24 protein-coding genes are annotated in these 18,043 nt (G+C 63.7%); 10 read left to right on the top strand and 14 right to left on the bottom strand.

Annotation, left to right across the window (positions count from 1 at the left end):
- The first annotated feature begins 205 nt into the window (after nt 1–205).
- The 5 genes from ACI8UR_RS09775 to ACI8UR_RS09755 all read left to right on the top strand — a co-directional run bounded on the left by ACI8UR_RS09775 (nt 206) and on the right by ACI8UR_RS09755 (nt 2,634).
- Entirely contained in the window at nt 206–697 is a 492-nt protein-coding gene (locus tag ACI8UR_RS09775) for a DUF5810 domain-containing protein (RefSeq protein ID WP_411714824.1), read from the top strand.
- Between the two features lie 24 nt (nt 698–721).
- A complete protein-coding gene (locus tag ACI8UR_RS09770) occupies nt 722–1,144 on the top strand; it encodes a DUF5809 family protein (protein ID WP_411714825.1) in 423 nt (140 codons plus the stop codon).
- Entirely contained in the window at nt 1,132–1,563 is a 432-nt protein-coding gene (locus ACI8UR_RS09765) for a hypothetical protein (RefSeq protein ID WP_411714826.1), read from the top strand. The genes ACI8UR_RS09770 and ACI8UR_RS09765 overlap by 13 nt, the downstream gene beginning before the upstream one ends.
- Nucleotides 1,563–2,144: an NUDIX hydrolase gene (locus tag ACI8UR_RS09760; protein WP_411714827.1), complete on the top strand. Its 582-nt coding sequence runs from the start codon at nt 1,563–1,565 to the stop codon at nt 2,142–2,144. The genes ACI8UR_RS09765 and ACI8UR_RS09760 overlap by 1 nt, the downstream gene beginning before the upstream one ends.
- Before the next feature lie 127 nt (nt 2,145–2,271).
- Nucleotides 2,272–2,634: a rhodanese-like domain-containing protein gene (locus ACI8UR_RS09755; RefSeq protein ID WP_411714828.1), complete on the top strand. Its 363-nt coding sequence runs from the start codon at nt 2,272–2,274 to the stop codon at nt 2,632–2,634.
- 65 nt (nt 2,635–2,699) lie between these two features.
- On the opposite strand, the gene yciH is transcribed toward ACI8UR_RS09755, so the two are convergent.
- From yciH to ACI8UR_RS09730, 5 genes are all read right to left on the bottom strand, one after another.
- Complete coding sequence (yciH, locus tag ACI8UR_RS09750; protein ID WP_411714829.1) at nt 2,700–2,993, bottom strand: stress response translation initiation inhibitor YciH; 294 nt, start codon at nt 2,991–2,993, stop codon at nt 2,700–2,702.
- A 58-nt stretch (nt 2,994–3,051) separates the two neighbouring features.
- A complete protein-coding gene (locus tag ACI8UR_RS09745; RefSeq protein WP_411714830.1) occupies nt 3,052–5,232 on the bottom strand; it encodes a DUF3488 and DUF4129 domain-containing transglutaminase family protein in 2,181 nt (726 codons plus the stop codon).
- A complete protein-coding gene (locus tag ACI8UR_RS09740) occupies nt 5,229–6,230 on the bottom strand; it encodes a DUF58 domain-containing protein (protein WP_411714831.1) in 1,002 nt (333 codons plus the stop codon). The genes ACI8UR_RS09745 and ACI8UR_RS09740 overlap by 4 nt, the downstream gene beginning before the upstream one ends.
- A 9-nt stretch (nt 6,231–6,239) precedes the next feature.
- Nucleotides 6,240–7,211 (bottom strand): AAA family ATPase, encoded by a 972-nt coding sequence (locus ACI8UR_RS09735; protein ID WP_411714832.1) that lies wholly within the window; start codon nt 7,209–7,211, stop codon nt 6,240–6,242.
- 117 nt (nt 7,212–7,328) lie between these two features.
- Nucleotides 7,329–7,550: a hypothetical protein gene (locus ACI8UR_RS09730; protein ID WP_411714833.1), complete on the bottom strand. Its 222-nt coding sequence runs from the start codon at nt 7,548–7,550 to the stop codon at nt 7,329–7,331.
- Nucleotides 7,551–7,634: 84 nt separating this feature from the next.
- Here ACI8UR_RS09730 and ACI8UR_RS09725 point away from each other — a divergent pair, with 84 nt between their 5' ends.
- Both ACI8UR_RS09725 and ACI8UR_RS09720 read left to right on the top strand, forming a co-directional pair.
- Nucleotides 7,635–9,200, top strand: a complete 1,566-nt coding sequence (locus ACI8UR_RS09725) for an AAA family ATPase (protein ID WP_411714834.1) — start codon at nt 7,635–7,637, stop codon at nt 9,198–9,200.
- Entirely contained in the window at nt 9,193–10,536 is a 1,344-nt protein-coding gene (locus ACI8UR_RS09720; RefSeq protein ID WP_411714835.1) for a hypothetical protein, read from the top strand. Before ACI8UR_RS09725 ends, ACI8UR_RS09720 begins: the two co-directional genes overlap by 8 nt.
- Here ACI8UR_RS09720 and ACI8UR_RS09715 read toward each other — a convergent pair.
- The 5 genes from ACI8UR_RS09715 to ACI8UR_RS09695 all read right to left on the bottom strand — a co-directional run bounded on the left by ACI8UR_RS09715 (nt 10,521) and on the right by ACI8UR_RS09695 (nt 13,012).
- A complete protein-coding gene (locus tag ACI8UR_RS09715) occupies nt 10,521–10,904 on the bottom strand; it encodes a hypothetical protein (RefSeq protein WP_415087810.1) in 384 nt (127 codons plus the stop codon). The two genes, ACI8UR_RS09720 and ACI8UR_RS09715, sit on opposite strands and share 16 nt — an antisense overlap.
- A gap of 250 nt (nt 10,905–11,154) precedes the next feature.
- Entirely contained in the window at nt 11,155–11,664 is a 510-nt protein-coding gene (locus tag ACI8UR_RS09710) for a hypothetical protein (protein ID WP_411714837.1), read from the bottom strand.
- Nucleotides 11,665–11,952: 288 nt separating this feature from the next.
- A complete protein-coding gene (locus ACI8UR_RS09705; RefSeq protein WP_411714838.1) occupies nt 11,953–12,144 on the bottom strand; it encodes a hypothetical protein in 192 nt (63 codons plus the stop codon).
- Nucleotides 12,145–12,400: 256 nt separating this feature from the next.
- The gene (locus ACI8UR_RS09700; RefSeq protein WP_411714839.1) at nt 12,401–12,595 is read right to left on the bottom strand and encodes a cold-shock protein; all 195 of its coding nucleotides are present in this window, start codon (nt 12,593–12,595) and stop codon (nt 12,401–12,403) included.
- A gap of 111 nt (nt 12,596–12,706) precedes the next feature.
- Nucleotides 12,707–13,012: a hypothetical protein gene (locus tag ACI8UR_RS09695; protein ID WP_411714840.1), complete on the bottom strand. Its 306-nt coding sequence runs from the start codon at nt 13,010–13,012 to the stop codon at nt 12,707–12,709.
- A gap of 78 nt (nt 13,013–13,090) precedes the next feature.
- On the opposite strand from ACI8UR_RS09695, the gene ACI8UR_RS09690 reads away from it, so the two are divergent.
- A complete protein-coding gene (locus ACI8UR_RS09690) occupies nt 13,091–13,318 on the top strand; it encodes a hypothetical protein (RefSeq protein WP_411714841.1) in 228 nt (75 codons plus the stop codon).
- Here the strand turns inward: ACI8UR_RS09690 and ACI8UR_RS09685 are convergent.
- From ACI8UR_RS09685 to ACI8UR_RS09675, 3 genes are read right to left on the bottom strand one after another with little or no spacing between them, the layout of a single operon-like run.
- Entirely contained in the window at nt 13,269–14,258 is a 990-nt protein-coding gene (locus ACI8UR_RS09685; RefSeq protein WP_411714842.1) for a 5,10-methylenetetrahydromethanopterin reductase, read from the bottom strand. The two genes, ACI8UR_RS09690 and ACI8UR_RS09685, sit on opposite strands and share 50 nt — an antisense overlap.
- Entirely contained in the window at nt 14,255–15,007 is a 753-nt protein-coding gene (locus tag ACI8UR_RS09680; RefSeq protein WP_411714843.1) for a coenzyme F420-0:L-glutamate ligase, read from the bottom strand. The genes ACI8UR_RS09685 and ACI8UR_RS09680 overlap by 4 nt, the downstream gene beginning before the upstream one ends.
- 54 nt (nt 15,008–15,061) lie before the next feature.
- A complete protein-coding gene (locus ACI8UR_RS09675; RefSeq protein WP_415087808.1) occupies nt 15,062–15,550 on the bottom strand; it encodes a metallophosphoesterase family protein in 489 nt (162 codons plus the stop codon).
- Nucleotides 15,551–15,604: 54 nt separating this feature from the next.
- Here ACI8UR_RS09675 and ACI8UR_RS09670 point away from each other — a divergent pair, with 54 nt between their 5' ends.
- Nucleotides 15,605–16,846 (top strand): NUDIX domain-containing protein, encoded by a 1,242-nt coding sequence (locus ACI8UR_RS09670; protein WP_411715497.1) that lies wholly within the window; start codon nt 15,605–15,607, stop codon nt 16,844–16,846.
- 64 nt (nt 16,847–16,910) lie between these two features.
- The gene (locus tag ACI8UR_RS09665; RefSeq protein ID WP_411715498.1) at nt 16,911–17,669 is read left to right on the top strand and encodes an endonuclease/exonuclease/phosphatase family protein; all 759 of its coding nucleotides are present in this window, start codon (nt 16,911–16,913) and stop codon (nt 17,667–17,669) included.
- Between the two features lie 137 nt (nt 17,670–17,806).
- Here the strand turns inward: ACI8UR_RS09665 and ACI8UR_RS09660 are convergent.
- On the bottom strand, nt 17,807–18,043 hold a 237-nt coding region (locus tag ACI8UR_RS09660), incomplete at its 5' end, for a DUF4143 domain-containing protein (RefSeq protein WP_415087807.1).

The raw sequence follows: 18,043 nt of genomic DNA, 5'->3' as shown, positions 1-18,043 counted from the left end.
GAGCGCAGCGAGCGAGTTCAGGCCTCGGGAGAGCGAACGGTGAGCGTAGCGAGCCGTGAGCCGCGAGTGGTGATGAGCGCAGCGAGCGAGTTCAGGCCTCGGGAGAGCGAACGGCGAGCGTAGCGAGCCGTGAGCCGCGAGTGGAATGTGCGCAGCGAGCGATGTCAGACACAGCCGTTTTGGCGCTGGCGCGCCCAGCGCGGATATGGGATACGCCTGCCCCGTCTGTGACGACCCGCAAGCCGATGCGGGCCACCTCGCGAACCACCTCGCGTTCACCGCGATGCTCGGTGACGACGACCACGAGGCGTGGCTCGACGAGCACGCCCCCGACTGGAACGAGATGGGCGAGGCCGACCTCGCGGCGGTCGTCACCGAATCCGTCGAGGAGACGGAGTTCCCGCAGGTGTTCGAGGACACCGTCGGCGGCCTGGATGAGTCGTCGGAATCCCCGTCGGAGCGTTCGGGCGCGCTGTTCGACGACGAGCATAGTCACGCAGGCCACGATCACACGCATTCACACGACCATCAGACCGCGCCCCTCGACAGCTCCGGCCCGACAGACGAGGAGACGGAGGCGATTCTGGAGGAGGCACGCGAGATGACCAAAGAGATGCTCGACGAGGAAGACGCGAATGGGGAGGCGGACGCCGGGGGCGAGGCGGAGGAAGACGCCGAATCGGATAAAAACGAGTAACAGGCCCCAGTGCGTACATGGGGTATGCACACCGAGGGGACGTTTTCACCCGAGTCGTGGGTGGCCGCCCACGAGCGCTACGAGGCGCTCGGGCCGACGGCACAGACCGTCGTTCGCGAAGTCGCGAAGGCGATGGAATTCGAACGGGAGGAGTACGACGAGCGCGTGACCGCCGACGTCATCGAGACGGCCCGACAGGCCCTTTTTGCCGAACAGCTGTCGGTCACAGTCGGGGATGCAGAGGAGTTCGACGAGTGGCGTGACGCCTACCCTCACGACGTTCGCGTCGCGGGCAGCGACAACGTCGACCGCGTGGCGTGGCACGCCACCCCCTTCGCGGAGACGGCCGTCGCGGCGACGTTCCAGAACGAACCCGACGCCGCCGTCGCCACCACGCGCCGGATGGCGTTCAACCGCATCTACCGGGAGAGGCTATGCGACCGATAACGCGGAACGTCCTGCTCGTCATTCTCGGCGTGCTCGTCGTCATGCTCGCTTTGGGCGCACTCCCGAGCTATCTGGAGGTCGGCGACGCGTACGCGGTCGAGGCGACGGCGGTCGAAGAGGACGGGCCGTCCGTCAACGTCACGACGCTCTCGGAGCGGCGGTTCCCATACACGTTCGGCGCGCTGTCGGCCGCCCAGGCGGGTGAGAGACCGGCCCGCTCGGAGGCGTACTACACCGGCCCGGTCGGGTTCAAGGAGGCGTTCACACACACGCCGTTCGACGAGTACAGCGAGTTCGAAGGGCGGAACGCATCCAGCGTCGAGCGGAGCGGTGACACACCAGACGGCGATGTCGCGTACGTCCGCTACTCGGGTCAGCGGTACCGCCTCGAAATCATCCGCGTCGACGGGGGTGCCTGATGGAGGGTCGCAGTCCCACCGACCACGACTGGCGGGTTGTCAAGTCGGTTACCGAATACGAAACCGGCTGGTACACCGGCGGCTACGACCTCGTCGAACTGCCGGACGGCCGCGAGAAGCGCTACTACTGGGCTGAACTGCCGGCAGCTGTCGTCATCGTCGCCGTCGTCGATGATCCACAGGCGCTCGGCCTTCCCGGCGAGGAACGGTCGGTCGTGATGGTCGAGCAGTTCCGGCCTACGATCCGGGAGTTCTGTTATGAACTGCCGGCCGGCATCGTCGAGCCCGGCGAGAGCTACGCCGAATCGGGCGCCCGCGAACTCGAAGAGGAGGTCGGCATCACCGCCGACTCCATCGAGTTGCTGGAGGATTTCTGGTGTTCGACCGGCGTGTTGCGCCACCGGCGTGGCATCGTCTGGGCCGAGGGCTTCTCGCGCGGTCAGCGCAAACTCGACGGTAGCGAGTTCCTCGACGTGCTGACGGTGCCGGTCGACGACGCCCTCGAATCGGCCCGGACGGGGCCGGCGAACGACGCCACAATCGAGGGGCTGCTTCTCGCGGCCGAAGACGGCCTGCTGTGATACGGATTGTTGTAGTCGGTTCCCGGCGAACGCCGAGCCATCCGGCCGCTCGCCGATAATTTGGTACAACAATCCGTATGAGGGCCGGAGCCGCGCCGTTTATGCCGCTTGTCACCTAGGGACGGGTATGGACGGCGAGATTTCAGCTGCGGAACTGAAAGAGCTTCTCGATGCCGACGCGGACGTTCGTATCGTCGATATCAGGTCGCCGCCGGCGTTCCGCCGCGGCCATATCCCGAACAGCGAGAACATCCCATTTCAGGAGCTGACCGGCCGAATCGAGGAGTTCGTCGACGCCGACCGCGTCGTGACGGCCTGTCCGCACGGGAAGGCGAGCGTCCAGGCTGCCCGACTCATCGACTCTTACGAGGGGTTCTCCGGGCGCGTCGACTCACTCGAAACCGGTATCGATGAGTGGCCGCACGCCCTCGAAGCCGAGGAAAGCGTGGCTGAAGCCGGCGGTGACGAAGGCCCCGACGCACCGTTCTGAACGGCGCTGTCGCTGGGCGGGTCGCTCGTTCGGAAAAGCGTGGCTCGACGCGCGGTCAGCGGGTGTTAGGCAACGTTGAATCCCTTCTCCTGAAGGAAATCCTCGATACGCCCGAGGTGATTTCCTTGTAACTCGATGGCGCCGTCTTCGACGGTGCCACCGCAGGCGAATTTCGATTTCAGATCCGACGATAGCGAGTCGAGGTCGACATCGCGTGGGTCGAATCCTTCGATGACCGTTACCTCCTTACCGTATCGGCGCTCGTCGATGCGGATGTTGATCTCCTGGGACTCCTTCGCCACGTCCTCACAGACGCAGAGTTCCTCAGGGAGACCGCACGTCGAGCAGACTTCCGACATTACATCCCGCCCTACACGACGGCTATATTAAACACTATCGGGTGCCCCTATCGTACTTTCACACCCGATGGGGGAGCCGAGAGCGCTCGTCGAGGAGCTCGGCGAGCAGGCCGGCCGCCTCGGCGGCAGCCGCCTCGTCGACACCGTCGCCGTACCGGGCCTGTTCGTAGAGGTCACCGATCCGTTTCGCTCGCCCGTCGGCGTCGGCGAGGAACTGCCTCTGTGTCTCACCCGGCCGTTTCGTCCGCCCGCCGCGTTCTTCGAGATGGATGAGTCGGTGATACGCGCCCGCTACGACCACCTCGGGGTCGCCGTCGGGGAGGCGGCGAAGCCACAGCTCGCGGTACAGCCGACCGCTTGCGCCCGTCCGTCTCGCGCCGGCGATGAGGCCAGCGATGATAATCACTCCGAAGCCGAGCTGTTCGGGCGTCGGCACCGGAATCGTCGGCAGGGAGAACCCATCCCCGTCCGACCCGCTCGGCCCTGTCTGGCCACTCGGTGGCGTACTGTCCGTGCCGTTCGTCTCGGTGGGGCCGCCGTTCGTGCCGTTCTGCCCCTCATCGGTCGGCTCCGGCGTCCCCTGGTCGATGCTCGAATTGAGGGAGTCGTCCGTATCGACGCCACTGTTCTGGGAATCGCGGGCCGAATCGAGCCGTTGACGCTCCGCGGACTCCCGTGGCGCCGCGGGCGTCGGGTCGAACTTCACCCAGCCCTGTTCGGGGAAGTACACTTCGACCCAGGCGTGGGAGTTGTAGCCGCGGACGACCCACTCGTTCGTGTCGACCTGTTGGCCCGGCGTGTATCCGACGACGAAGCGGGCCGGGATGTCCTGTGTCCGCAGCATCGTCACCATCGTCGTCGCGAAGTACGTACAGTAGCCGGCGTCCATCTCGAAGAGGAACTGGTCGGCGATGTTGCCACGTGGGCGCTCGACATCCAGGGAGTATTCGTAGTTGTTCTGGAGCCACTGCTCGATCACACGGGCGGAGTCATACGGATTCTCGGCGTTCGCCGTGAGCCGCGTGGTGCGCTCCTCGACCCGCTCTGGGGAGCTTTCCGGCAGTTGCGTGTAACGAGACTCGACGCCGTCGGGGTAGCTGGTGCCGGCGTTCCGGAGGTCACTCGGCGTGGCGGAGAGTTTCCGGCTTTCGACGCTGTAGGATTCGCCGGACTGGAGCGGGCTGGCGGGCTGGAACGCGCCCGCATCCGTCACCTGAACGGGAACGGGGACATCGTCGATACTCGTCGGCTTGTTGGCCGCCGGCAGCGTCGCGATAGTGGCTTCTGCCGTGTATGTCTGATCCAGCTCACGGCTGTCGCCCGGCGGCCCCGGAAGCTGGCCCTGGTACGTGCGAAGCTCGCCGCTCCGCACCCAGCCGCCGCCGGTGTAGCGGTCGTACGTCCCGACACGCCAGTAGGATTCCTCGTCGGCTTCGACGGTGTAGCGCACGTCCGGCGACAGCTTCACCGGGCCGGTCACCGCGACGCTATCGCCGGCGTAGACGAGGCTCGACTCGATGGTCGACTCCTGGCTGCCGACGCCTTCCGTCGAGATGAACGACCCCGCCGCGCCGGGAACGACGCCGACAAAGAGGGTCAACACGACCATCGTCGCGAGGACGACGATGATGCCGTCGGCGTTCCGAAGCGGCTCCTCGCGGCGGTCACAGTCGCCGAACGCGAGCGCAAGCGTCACACCGAGCACACCAGCGAGCGTCATGGTCGTCGTCGCGTCTCCCGTGAGCACCATGAAGCCGAGCGCACTCCCACCTACCGCGCTCGCGGCGGCGTACTTGCCGCGCAGCCCGAGATACCACGCCAGAAACACCGGCCCTGGTGCGATGGCGAGCGCCCAGACGTCGGCATTGACGATGCGCAACACCGACAGTCCCGAAAGCAGCGCGATGGCGTCGCCGAGCATCGGCACCAACAACACGAGGAAGCCGAAGCCGCCGGGAAGCGACTGGATATACAGATACGTCCCACCGACGACGGCGATGGCGCCGAGGATGACGGCTGTGTGTTGGCTGATGAGCCTCGCGAGGACGGTGCCGGCGACCGCCGCGGCGACCACGACGTAGTACAGCTGCGTCGGGTCGCCGGTGATGACGAGGATTTCGTGGAGTACGGCGAGGAACGCCCCAAGGACGGTGAGGACGCCGGCCAGAGCGACGATGCGGGCCGGCCGGAGCCCCTCGACTGCCTCGACGGCCCGGTCGCGCGCCGTCGAAACGCTCACGAAACCACCTCGTGGCTGCGCTGGGCGCCAGCCACGTTCTCGAACTCCAGTTCGTGGTCGGCGAACGTGACCGTCGCGGTTCCGCCTTCACCGAGGACGTACACGTTGGCACCGGCCCGCTCCTCGTCGTTCACCCACCCGTCGCCGGTCAGGGCGAGCAGTCGTAACAGTGAGCCGACCTCACCTGGTCGGGAGATGCACGACCCTTCAGGAACGTGGACGGTCACCGAAGCGCCCACGTCGTGTAGATGTAGCGCGATACTGGCGACGGTCGCGGCGACTGCATCCGCGCTCCCGAGCGTCGACTCGCCGACGATATCGAGATGCGTGCTCTCGGAGTAGCTCTCGTACTCGGCGACGACGAACTCCTCTCGGGGGCGCTTTGCGCTTGCCCGCCAGTCGATATCCCGCATCGTGTCGCCGGGGGCGAACTCCCGGAGTCGGTCGAACGACGAGCGGTCATCGCCGAGCGCGCGTCTGATGAGCGCCGAAAGCTCCGCGCCGTCGACCTCGTAGATGTCCGGATAGACGAGCGCAGTCGTCGCCTCGACCGCGTCGAGCTCGGTGCGAAAGAGCCCGAGCGAATCGGTCAGCCGACAGCTCGTGGGTTCGATGTCGTGGCCGCCGCGGCGCTCGAACTCCACGTCGTAGCTGAAGCGTCCGCCATGGCCGACCGCCTCCGTTGGCGGTTCGCCGACGGCTGAGAGCCCATCAGCCAGTCGTTCGGTCGCCGTACACGGGACGGTAGAGTCGATGTCGACTGTCAGCGTCCGCGTCTCACCGGGGAACCCCGGCTCGGGTTTCGAGCGGTCGATGGTCGGGTCGTCGGCACGAGCCAACTGGATTGCGCCTGCGGCGAGGGCGACGACGGCGGGAACGACGACCGCGTTCAGCGAGCGTGCGCCGGCGCTCGTTCCGAGTGCGAACGCGAGCACAGCGATTAGGGCCACTGCGATGCCGCGCCGCGTCGGCCGCAGGTCGCGAATGTTCGGGCTCATCGCGCCGGATTACTCCTCGACGGGGACGTTCTCGATGGCTTCCATGACGACCGCCTCGGCGTCCGGCTCGCCGGGGTCGGTTCGCATCCGATGGGGAAAGACGACCGGCGCCGCGGCCTGGATGTCGTCGGGGATGACGTACGGGCGCGATTCGAGCACGGCACGCCCCTGGGCGGCGCGAACGAGGGTGATGGAGCCGCGAGGACTGGCGCCCAACTGGGCGTGTTCTCGGGTGTAGCTCGCCAGGCGGGTCACGTACTCTCGAACCGGCTCCCGCACTTCGATGTCGGCGGTCGTCTCTCGTGCGTCCCGAAGGTCGTCGACGGTTGCGACCGCCCCGATGTCGTCGATCGCGTGGCCACCGACCGCACGGTCGATGACTCGGGCCTCATCGTGTTCGTCGGGATAGCCGAGCCGAAGCTTCAGCATGAATCGGTCGAGTTCGGCCGCCGGCAGCTCGTAGGTACGCTCCCGTTCGATGGAGTTCTGCGTCGCGATGACGACGAAGGGGTCGGGCATCGGGTGCGTCGTCCCGTCGACGCTGACCTGTTTTTCCTCCATCGCTTCCAGCAGCGCGGCCTGGGTCTTCGGGGGCGCGCGGTTGATCTCGTCGCCCAGCACGACGTTCGCGAACACCGGCCCCTCGCGGAACTCGAATTCGCTCGTCTTCTGGTTGTACACGTTCGCGCCGGTGATATCGGCCGGCAACAGGTCGGGCGTGAACTGCACGCGTTTGAACGAACAGTCGAAGGATTCGGCGACGGCGCGGGCGAGCATCGTCTTCCCGACGCCCGGGACGTCCTCGAGGAGGACGTGACCGCCGCCGAGGAGGGCCGTTACGAGATGCTCTATCGGTTCGTCGTTGCCGACGATGACGCGCTGGATGTTCTCGATAACGTTTCGGGCGGTTCGACCGGCCGTCTCGATGTCTCCTGATCCCAGTTCCGCAGTGGCCGCGTGCGTGTCTGTCGTATCGGTCATGGAGGGCTCATTGAAAACGAATCGGAGTTTCGCATACGCTTTGTGGTCGAGACGAGGTTGCCATTATCTGGCACAAGGGGTGCAGCAACGTAAGGACTTGGGGAGGGGCACGGCGTGTCAGTAGAGGGTTTCGCCGAGTCGTTCGGCCCGTCGGTAGGCTTCGTCCTCGCTGTCGACCGATTCGTGATCGATTCGGCCGACTGAGAATTCACAACCACAGCCATCCGAGGGCGGACAGAGGTACTGAATCTTCCAGCCGCTTCCCTCTCGCTTCAGGCCGTATCGAAGCCTCGACGCACAGTGGGGGCAGCGAGCATCGGGATGTTCGTGTGCCAGCATCGCTGCGAGGTGGCGGCGTGTTGGTTGATAAATTGCCGCCACACAGCACCTAGCTTTATTCCGACGACAGGACACAGACGAACGATGGTATACGACGGGCCGAAGGTCTTTCTCGCTCCTTACGGCAACGACGCGGCACAGGAGAATTTTCAGCGTACCGTTCTCGATGGTGTTGATGAAGACGTCGTTGCTGATCACTCCGATGACTATCCGGATACTGATCCAACCAGTGTGTGGGGAACCAAGGACAGCGTTTCGGGCAGTTGGAACAAAGTCGAGGAGGGTGACTTCCTGCTTTTTTATCGGGACGGATGCTACGAATACGGCGCGAGAGTTCTCGGAACCGAGCGAAACGAGATGCTTGGACGTGAACTCTGGCCGAACCACGAGGAAGGTGCTCCGTGGGTCTGCATCATATATCTCGAAGCCCCGGTTGAGACGAACATTGATTCAGATGAGGTTCACGACCTCTCCGGCGATGACATCAACTACGTCATGGGATTCCGCCCGCTCAACGACATGGGTGTCGGCGGGATTCGGGGACGATACGGCTCCGTCGAGAACTTCGTTTACGATGAGGACGCCGAGGAAACATTCACAGACGATTCCGAACCAACAGCGGACGAACCGCTTGACTTGACCCGAGTCCCCGAAATCGATGTCCCGGAATCCGTTCTCGATGGTCTCTATTTCCCCGACGAGCAAGGCCGGGAAATTCTCGAACAGGTCAACTCGGCGCTGAACGCAGGCAAACACGTCGTCTTCACCGGGCCACCGGGAACCGGGAAGACGGAAATCGCTCAAATGCTCTGTGAACATCTGGCCGACGTGAACCCGGAGACGTATACAGGCTACCAGATCACGACTGCGACGGCCGACTGGTCGACCTTCGAGACGGTCGGCGGCTACATGCCCGAGGAATCCGATGGGGAGAACCTCGCGTTTGAACCGGGACAGGTTCTCCGCCGGTTCAAACGCGGCGGCACCCAGCGGAACGAACTGCTCGTCATCGACGAAATAAACCGGGCCGACATCGACAAATCCTTCGGCCAGTTGTTCACACTCCTTTCAGGCCAACCCGTTCAACTCCCCTACAAGCGCAACGGCGAGGAAATCGAGATCCGTCCGGCATCGACCTTCGAGGGCCTTCTGCAGGATCATCAGTACGTCGTCCCTTCCTCGTGGCGGATTCTGGCGACGATGAACAGTTATGACAAGACATCGCTCTACGAGTTGTCCTACGCGTTTATGCGCCGCTTCGCGTTCGTTCACGTGGCGGCGCCGGACATCCCCGAAGATACCGACGAACAGGTCGAACTGGTTCGGTCGTATGCGGACGCGTGGGATCTCGCCCCCGAGGAGGAGACGCTCCGGAACATCGGCGCCCTCTGGTTTTCCGTCAATGCGTTCGACGACGGACGGAAGATCGGCCCTGCGATCATCAAAGACATCCTCAAACACGTAACCGCGAACGATGTGAATCAGCGGATGGCACTCACACAGGCGGTCTCGAACTACGTCTTCCCACAGTTGGAGGGGGTTCCGAATCGCGGGCGTATCGTCTCACGAATCGCGGCCTCGGATGCCGTCGACAGGCGGCGCCTCGACAGGCTCGCGGGAGACGTCCTCGGCGTTCGGGTCGATGAATAGGGACGAACTCGTCGCCGGGCTTTCGGAGGATATCCTGACCTACGTGATGCACGGGACGTTCCCCGAACAGCACGTCGCACAGGAAATAAAACCAGCAGGACTGGACGAACGCTTCGACGATTACGAGACGCTCGTTCGTCTCCACTTCATTCTCAAACCCGACGTCGTCGATTTCGTCGAATCGCTCCCACAGCGACTCCGGAGCGTGAAAACACAGACTGAGAGTGTCCGCAAAACATCTCGTGGCCACGTAAGCGGACGTATCAGCTGGTCGGCGACGGTTCGAAAGCGGTATTCGACGAACCCGAAAGACCGATCGCTGTTCGTCTGTGATGACCGCTCCGAGAACTACGATATCGCGGAGAACATCGTCCTCAAGCGCCTGCTTGCAGTCATATATCGGACGCTTGAGGACTGCGAACAGTATCTTCGGGCCGACTACGAGTGGGTCACCGACCGCTGGAAGGAGAACCTTGAACTCGTGGAGACGCTGCAACGCATCTTCGAGCGTAACGTCCACGTCAAGCGAATCCGAGATCCCGAGAGTTACGAACCAACTGAGCGCATGCTCCAGCGCGCCGAGGAATCTCGAAATCCAGTCTACACCGAGGCCGCTGCATTCCTTCGGTCGTATCGTGAGACGCTCGATGCGAACCCGGAAGCGGTGGCTGATCTGCTCGAACGGACGGCCATCACCCCGGACGACGACGAGACGCTGTTGGAACTGTACGTGCTCTTTCGATACGTCGCGGCCATTGAATCACTCCGCCAGGAATCGTTCACGCTGTCGACCATCGCGACGGATTCGCAGGAAGTCGCTCGGATGGTGGACGACGACACCGAAATCGTGTTGTATCACGACAACTCCGGGCGTGACCGAGATCTGTCGTTCCGTTCCGAGGAATTTGGTAAGCTACGTGGGGAACTCTCGCGGACAGAGATGGTTCAACGTGAGGCCCACGAGACTCTGGCCTCGTATTTCAAAAACGAAAATTTCCACCGAAGGTCGGGCCGACCCGACGTAATCGTCCTCGAAATCAACGGCGAAGACAGCCACGAGTATCTCATCACTGAGGTGAAGAACTCGACGCGCCCGGAGACGATTCGGACGGGCATCAAGGAGACGCTCGAATACCTTGCTTTCCTCAGGCACGAGAACGATTTCGTCTTCGAGGCGGACACCGAATACTTCGGATCCGGGTGGAACGGGCTTCTCGTCGTGCAGGATATCGACGGAAAGGAGACCGCTTCGCTAGACGAACAGCGCTCGATTCGTATCCTGCAGGCCTCGGAGGTTGAGACGCGGTTGAAGGACATCCTTCAGGAGGTTCTGTGAGCGATCCACCAGAACCGCACGAGCTGACCGAGGAGGAGATCGAGATCGTCGAAGAGGCGGTAGAGGACTAGCATCCGCGCCGAACGGAGCGGTCGGCCTTTTTGTCGACGTTTTTTAAGGAGTGCCCCCGACGCAGAAAACGGTCGGTGTTCAGAGTTCGTCGAGTAGCGTCGCCACGTTCTGGGCGTTGAGCGCGTCATGTGCGTCGAGATACTCCTCGACGGCAGGTTCGTCGGAGAGGCACGGAGTTCAGCGAGGACGGTACCGGCTTTCCGGTCGTACTTCGCCACCGGGTAAGCGTCGTAGTCGTGGTCGGTCACCGCAAGGAAATAAAAGACACTGTAGCCCGGCAGCTCGTCGGTGAACACACAGTACCCACGCATCACGTCGCCAGCGCGGAACTGCATCACGTTGTCGACGCCCGTGAATGGCTTTTCGACGAACGTCTGTGGCGTAGTACTCTCCAGGGCGTCTTGGAGCCGCGAGAGGAACTGCCGCTGGAGGTTCGTCTTCTTTTTCGAGGCTCTCGAAGAGGTTCTCAGCGGCGTCCTGGTGGAAGATGGCGACGGTTTCGTCCGAGGAGAGTTCGTGTTCTCGCATCTACCAGGGACGGTAAGGTCACTCCAGCTTCCCGCGGATATCGCTCAGCGAAGCGGTCTCTTCGGTGTCGAACGTCTCCTCGTCGTCCGACCCACCTGTCGTCCACTCCCGTGGCTCGTCGAAATCAAGGGGCTCAGAGAGCAACTCGAACTGTTCGGCGCGTTCGGTTAGCCTGTTCAGCTCCCGCTCGTATTCGGTTCTGAGTTGACGGATCTCCTCGTCGATGCTGTTCCGGAGCCGATCTTGGTTTTCCCCGGGGGAGAGGTCGACGGTCTCCCGGGACACCAAGAGCGCGACGTAGTTCCACGCACCGCCGTAAAAGAATCCGACGACCCGTCCGAGGAAGCGCTGGTGGGCCTCAGAGAGCTCCGGCAGTTCGACCGCTGTCTCGACGATTTTTGTCAGAAGCGTCCCGTACGCTTCGATGGCTGAGACCGATTCCTCGAGTACCGGCGTGGCCTGGACTTCGCTGATAACGCGGGGGGAACCGCGTCCGAAGGAGATCGATATATTCGGTACCCTCCTCATGCCAGGACGGGTCGCTTTCAATGTCGTCGATTACCTGTTGGAGCTCAATGCTTGCGATGTAGAGATCCCGAAATCGGTCGGGGGCGTGCTCGAAATAAAACCCGATCAGATATTCGTTGGTCGGGGACTCCGGGATTCGGTCGAACTCCTCAAGATCGTTTGTGAAGAAATACGAGTACTCTTCTGGACTCCTGTTGTCGAGATTGATGTCCATCAACCTCGGTTTGTCAGCCGCCACGATATCGTCCGGATGTGTCGGCCGAACGTCGACGGACTGGTTAGCGGTGTTCACCGGGGCTGGACCGTATTGTACCAGCCGTAGGTGATCGGCAGGTCAAACTCGTGGATGGCGAGATACGCAAGCTTATTGAACTTGATCGGGTCGACTGCATCCCTGTCGTATCCCAACCGATTGATGGCGATTTCGACGCCCCCCTCGATGTCTTTCAGGAGGTCGTCTTCGTCGCCAAGAGTAATCATGACTTATTAGCCCATTTCTATTCTAAAGACATATTCTTTCCGCTGACGCTTCGCCCGGGGATGACCGACCCGATACGCTTTCCGGGTAGTGTCCGTCTGAAATCTGAATGCTGACCGGAGGTGTTCTACGTAGCCGGCGACACCCAGCGCTAACTGTTGCTATCGTTCCGTCCACCACACGCAACGCTGCCGCTGTCGGGTGTAGTTCGTTGAAAGAAGTTAGTTCAGTCGCCGAAAGGCGACGTGTCTTCCGGATTTAGAGGCGCGTCAGGTTCGTCGCTCGGGGACCTTTGTCTGCCTCTTCGATATCGAATTCGACTTCCTGACCTTCCTCTAGGTCGGGGCCGCCGACGTCCTCCATGTGGAAGAACACGTCTTCGTCCGCGTCATCAGTCTCGATAAATCCGTAACCGCCTGTGTCGTTGAAGAAGTCAACCTTACCGTTCGCCATTACAATTATAGAGAGACGGGTCGTACGGATAAGGGTTCCGAAAGTCACGCCATCGTAACAAGTCACCGTGGTAATGTATTCCACAACACGGCGGACGGGCCACGCCCCCTGTTACCACACTTTGCAACTCTCACAGACACGTTCGCCGTCGTCACGCCAGCGGCGCTCGACGACGGCTCCGCACGCGTCACACTCCGCGCCGGTGGGTGTCCACTCGTGTGTCGACACTGCCGGCTCGACCGAATCTGCCGCTGCCGCGTCTGCGTCGGCCTCGGCATCTTCGACATCATCGGCCTCAACGCCATCCTCCGCGACGCCACCGTCCTCCGTAGCACCCGCATCCGGCGCCACCTCCTCGTCGGCGGTCGAGTCACCCTCATCACCGTTGAGGAACTCATCGAGCGAGCGGTCGCGCATACCCACAGTGGGGGTTCCGGCGGCTTATACTCCGCGACAGACGGACACACACAAGTAGGAGGCGCCGAACCGTGTGGTATGGCAGTCGATATTCAGACCGGGCTGGTGGAGAACACGGTTGGCCTCGTCGAACGGTTCGCCGACGTCGCGATGACTGACCCCCTCGTCGCCGCGATGCTCATCACCGGCGCCATCCTCGTCACCTTCGCAGCGGGCGTCTTCGGCATTCTCTCGCTCGGGGCCGTCGTCTCGCTCATCAAGCGTGCGCTGCCGAGTTCGCCAACACCGCCCCAGCAAGCTCGATAGCCGTCTCCAGATCCGGCCCGAGCGGCGCCCCAGCAACGAAACTATCCGCGTACTCCAACACGGCAGCCACCCGCTTTTCGACCGTCGACGGCGTGCCGGCGATACAGAACGCGTCTATCATCTCCTCGCTCACGGTGCCGAACGCCTCGTCGAACGCACCCGCAGCGATGTGTTCGCCGATTGTTTCGGCTCGTGAGACATTGAGGTCGTGACGGTCAAGCACCGGCGGTGCGGCTCCGGCGGCGATGAAAGCCACCGGTGGCCGAGCGGCCGCACGGGCCGCCTCCGCTTCCTCCGCAATCGAGAGGGCGGCGTAGGCGGCGAAATCGAAGTCGCCGCGCTCGTCCGGCCGGTCGGCCAGGCCCTGCTCGACCTGCGCTGCGGCCCACTCGAAATCGCGGGGGTGTGAGCCATTCAGAAGGACGCCATCGGCGTGTTTCGCGGCCATTCGAATCATGTGGGGCCCCTGTGCGCCGACGTAGGTCGGGATGTCGCCGACCGCCTCGTCGTAGTTGAGGCCGGCGTCTTTCGCGACGAAGGTGCCGTCGTGGTCGACGCGCTCGCCCGCAAAGAGGTCGTTTGCGACCTTGAACGTCTCCAGGACGCGCCGGAGCGGTCGGTCGTGGTCGAAGCCGAGATTCGACAGCGTGGATTTGTCTCCGGCACCGATACCGAAGACGGCGCGGCCGTCGGAGGCCTCATCCAGCGTCGCGACGCGGGACGCAAGCGTCACCGGATGCGTCTCGTAGGGGTTGGCCACGCCGGGGCCGAGCCGAACCGAGTCGGTGGTGCGTGCGATGCGGTCTAAGGCGACGAAGGGGTCGCGGTTGTTGTAGTGACAGGAGGCGAAGATCGTGTCGAAACCGTTGGCTTCGGCGTGTTCGCCAAGCGAGGCGATGCGACTGACCGGCTCTTCGGGGGTGAGTTCGATGCCTATCATTCTGAAACCTCCCATTCGCGGAGCGCCTGTCGGACGAGGTCGTCCGCCTCGGTGCGAAAGAGATCGTCGCTGCCGGCGTGGTCGCCGAACGACCATCCGCGGATGACGACGGCGGGCGTGCCACCCCCGCCCTCTCCGGCGACGAGGTTCGCGGTCGCGGCGAGTTCGTCGACGACGGCCTGGACGGTCACGTCGAGTTCGCGGCCATCACGGTCGTGTTCGCCGCGCCAATCGCGGGCGGCCGGCAGGCCGTGCCAGCCGATAGCGACGCCGCGCTGACCGTAGCGGAAGGGCCGACCGCTCGTATCTGTGACGATGACGGGGACACCGAGCGCCTCCGAAAGTCGCTTTGCCGATTCGCTCGGGTTCTCGGGCAACAACAGGAGGTCGGCGTCGGGCACGTTCGAGCGGTCGATGCCCGCGTTGACCGTGACGTGGCCGAACCGGGTGGCCGTCAGGAGAAACGGCGCTTCCGTGAGCAACTCCTCGCTTTCTTCGAGGACGGCCGCGGCGAACCGGGGGTCTTTCGACTCGCCGGTGATGGCCTCGAGGCGCTTGGCGATGGCTTCGGCGCGGTCGCTGGCTTCGAACGCCGCGAGATCGGCCTTGCGGCCCTCGGCCTTCGAGACGACGGTGCTCGCGATACAGCAGATGTCGCCGTCCTCGAAGTCGACCCGCTCTCCGATGGCGGCGGCGAGGTCGTCGCCGTCGCGGATTTCGGGGAGCCCTTCAACCGGAGACGCTTCCATACCTCGGAGTGGGTATGAGCGGATAAAAAGGGCCGCGGTACCGGAGATACCGGCCTACCCGCGCCGGACGTCGATTTCGAGGTCGCCGCCGTCCACCTCGGCGTGCATGAGGCTCGCCTCCTGGGCCGGCCACGCTCCCGTCGCGCTGCCGGGATTGAGCAGCCGGTAGCCGTCGACGCGCGTATCGAGTACCTGGTGGGTGTGCCCCGAGACGCCGACGGTCGGCCCATCGGCGTGTTCGGCGACCGTTTCGGCGACGCGCGCCTCGTAGCCCTCGTCCGGCCCCGTGCCGTGGGTGACGACGAATCGGATGCCGCCGAGATCTGCGGTCGCCACGAGCGGGAGCTCCAGTGCCCTGTCCATATTCCCGGTGACGGCGGTGAGCTCGTCGGCGAGGCCTGCGATCTCCTCGTAGGCCGGCCGGGAGTCGAAATCGCCGGCGTGGAGTACGTGGTCGGCGGCCCGAATCGCCTCTTTGACCCACTCCGGCAGCGCGGCGGCGCGGGATTTAACGTGCGTATCACTCACAAGTGCGATGTCCATACGCGCCCATACGAACGCCTGGAACTATAACGCCTTTCGGCCCAATCGCATTGCATGGACGAACACGCCGTCGTCACCTGCTTCCTTCGGCACGGAACGGACGTCCTCCTGGTTCGGCGCAGCGAAGCCGTCGGCACCGACCGCGACCAGTGGGGCGGCGTCTCCGGCTACGCCGAGGGGACGCCCCAGGAGGCCGCTCGCTGGGAGATCGCCGGGGAGGTTGGCCTGCTCGATACGGTCGATTACGTCCGGTCGGCGCCGCCGCTGGCGGTCGAAGACCCCGAGCGCGACACCGAGTGGCTCGTCCATCCGTATCTCTTCGACTGTGAGTCGACGGCCGTGACGCTCAACGAGGAGCTTTCGGCGTACGAGTGGGTACAGCCCCCCTCGATGCTCGACCGCGAGACGGTGCCGCGGCTCTGGGACGCCTACCAGGCGGTCGCCCCATCCGTCGAGACGGTGCGGGAGGATACGACCCACGGATCTGCGTACATCTCGCTTCGCGCTCTGGAGGTGCTCCGCGACCGCGCGGCCGCCATCGCCCACGACTCGGGCGGGTACGGAACGCTCGCCACGCTGGCCCGTGACCTCCGGGCGGCGCGTCCGGGAATGAGCGTCGTCACGAACCGCATCAACCGCGTGATGGCGGACGCAGCGCCCACGCCGGAGTCAGTTCGTGACCACGCCAGCGACGCCTGCGTGCGCGCGGTCGAGGCCGACGGCCGCGCGGCGAGTGCGGCAGCCGGCGTCGTCGGTAACCGCGTTCTCACGCTCTCCCGTTCCGGGACGGCCGTCGATACGCTGCTCGAGGCCGCCCCCGACGCCGTCTTTGTCGCCGAATCCCGCCCCGACCGCGAGGGCGTGTCCGTCGCCGAAACGCTGGCCCGAGAGGGCCTGGACGTCTCGCTTCTCGTCGATGCGGCGCTCGGTCACGTCATCGCCGAGCACGATCCCGAGACGGTGCTTCTCGGCGCCGATTCGGTGCTTGCCGACGGTACCGTTCTCAACAAGGTCGGCTCCCGGCTCGCGGCGCTTGCGGCAGCCGATGCGGACGCCGACTGCTACGTCGTCTGCTCGCGGGACAAGATCGCCCACCACACCGAGGCCGAACTGCCGTCCGGGCCGCGCGGAGCAGTGTACGAGGGCGACGCGCCGCTCACCGTGCTCAATCCGACGTTCGAACCCGTGCCACCAACATTGGTCGACGGCATCGTGACCGGGGACGGCACGCAGTCGTTGTCCGATGTCGAGGCGGTAGCCGACGAACACGCCGCGCTCGCACGGTGGGACGAGTGACCGCCACCAACTGTGTTAAGATGACACACCCCGTAGCACGGCGTGTGACGGCTTCCGAAACACCATGACAGTCCGCTTGTTGTCGTACAACGTTCGATACGCCGAGCTGGATACCGGCACGGACGTCTGGCCGGAGCGGCGCGACGGCGTCGCAAGCGTCATCGCCTTCCACGACCCCGACATCATCTGCTTGCAGGAGGTCTGGCAAGGCCAACTCGACGACTTCCGCGAGCGGCTACCGGCCTACGAGTGGGCCTGCATCCGTGCGTTCGACGGCGAGCACACACCCATCGGCTACCGGCCGGAGCGGTTCGACGTGCTCGAGCACTCGGCGTTCTCGCTTTCGGAGACGCCCGACGACCTGACCGCCATCGACTGGGACAGCGCTATCCCGCGTGTGACGACCGAGGCGACGTTCCACGATGCCGAATCCGACGAGCAGTTCGCGGTCATCAGCACGCATTTCGATCACGTGAGCGAGGCGGCACGGGAACGAAGCGCCGAACTGCTCGCAGACCGAATCGCCGACCGCTCGATTCCCACCCTCCTCGCGGGGGATTTCAACTGCACGCCCGAGGACACGCCGTACGAGACGCTGACCGACGCCGGTCTGGCTGACGCGCGGACGCGCGCCGAGGCGCCGCACGGCCCCGAAACGACGTTCAACCATTTCGAGGGAGCCCGTCCCGAGAAGCGCATCGACCACGTGTTCCTCCCCGAATCCGTCGGCGTCGAGCGCTTCGGCGTTCGTACCGACCTCGATGCCCGCGCCAGATACCCCTCCGACCACTTCGCCGTCCTCGTCGAGTGTGCGCTCCCGTGACGGCCTCGACGGTCACTCCGACACGTAGCCGGACTGGTATTCTGATACTGCCGGACGTAATTAATTGAACTGTAGAGCTGCTCAACCGACCTGTACTGGGGCAGAGAGGACATTTACTCAAACATGACTTTACGAACTTACGTCCGGCAGTATGAAGTTTTGTACATCGAGCATTCGCTGACGAGGAAGAATTCGGATAGATGCTCGAGATAGCGCTCAACTGTATCTCGGCTGATTCCAGCAGTTTCAGCTACGTTCTGCACGTTCAGCTTGCTTATCGTTGATTCAACAAGAAGGGACAGTACCCGTAGTGCTTTGTCCGGTTTTGAAATAGCAAAATACTCAACTGCAGGCATAAAAATTTGGTATTCATA

This window comes from Natronomonas sp. (genome assembly GCF_047616845.1).
In the GTDB taxonomy this organism is placed as follows: Archaea; Halobacteriota; Halobacteria; order Halobacteriales; family Haloarculaceae; genus Natronomonas.
This window is presented reverse-complemented; position numbering and strand designations above follow the sequence as displayed.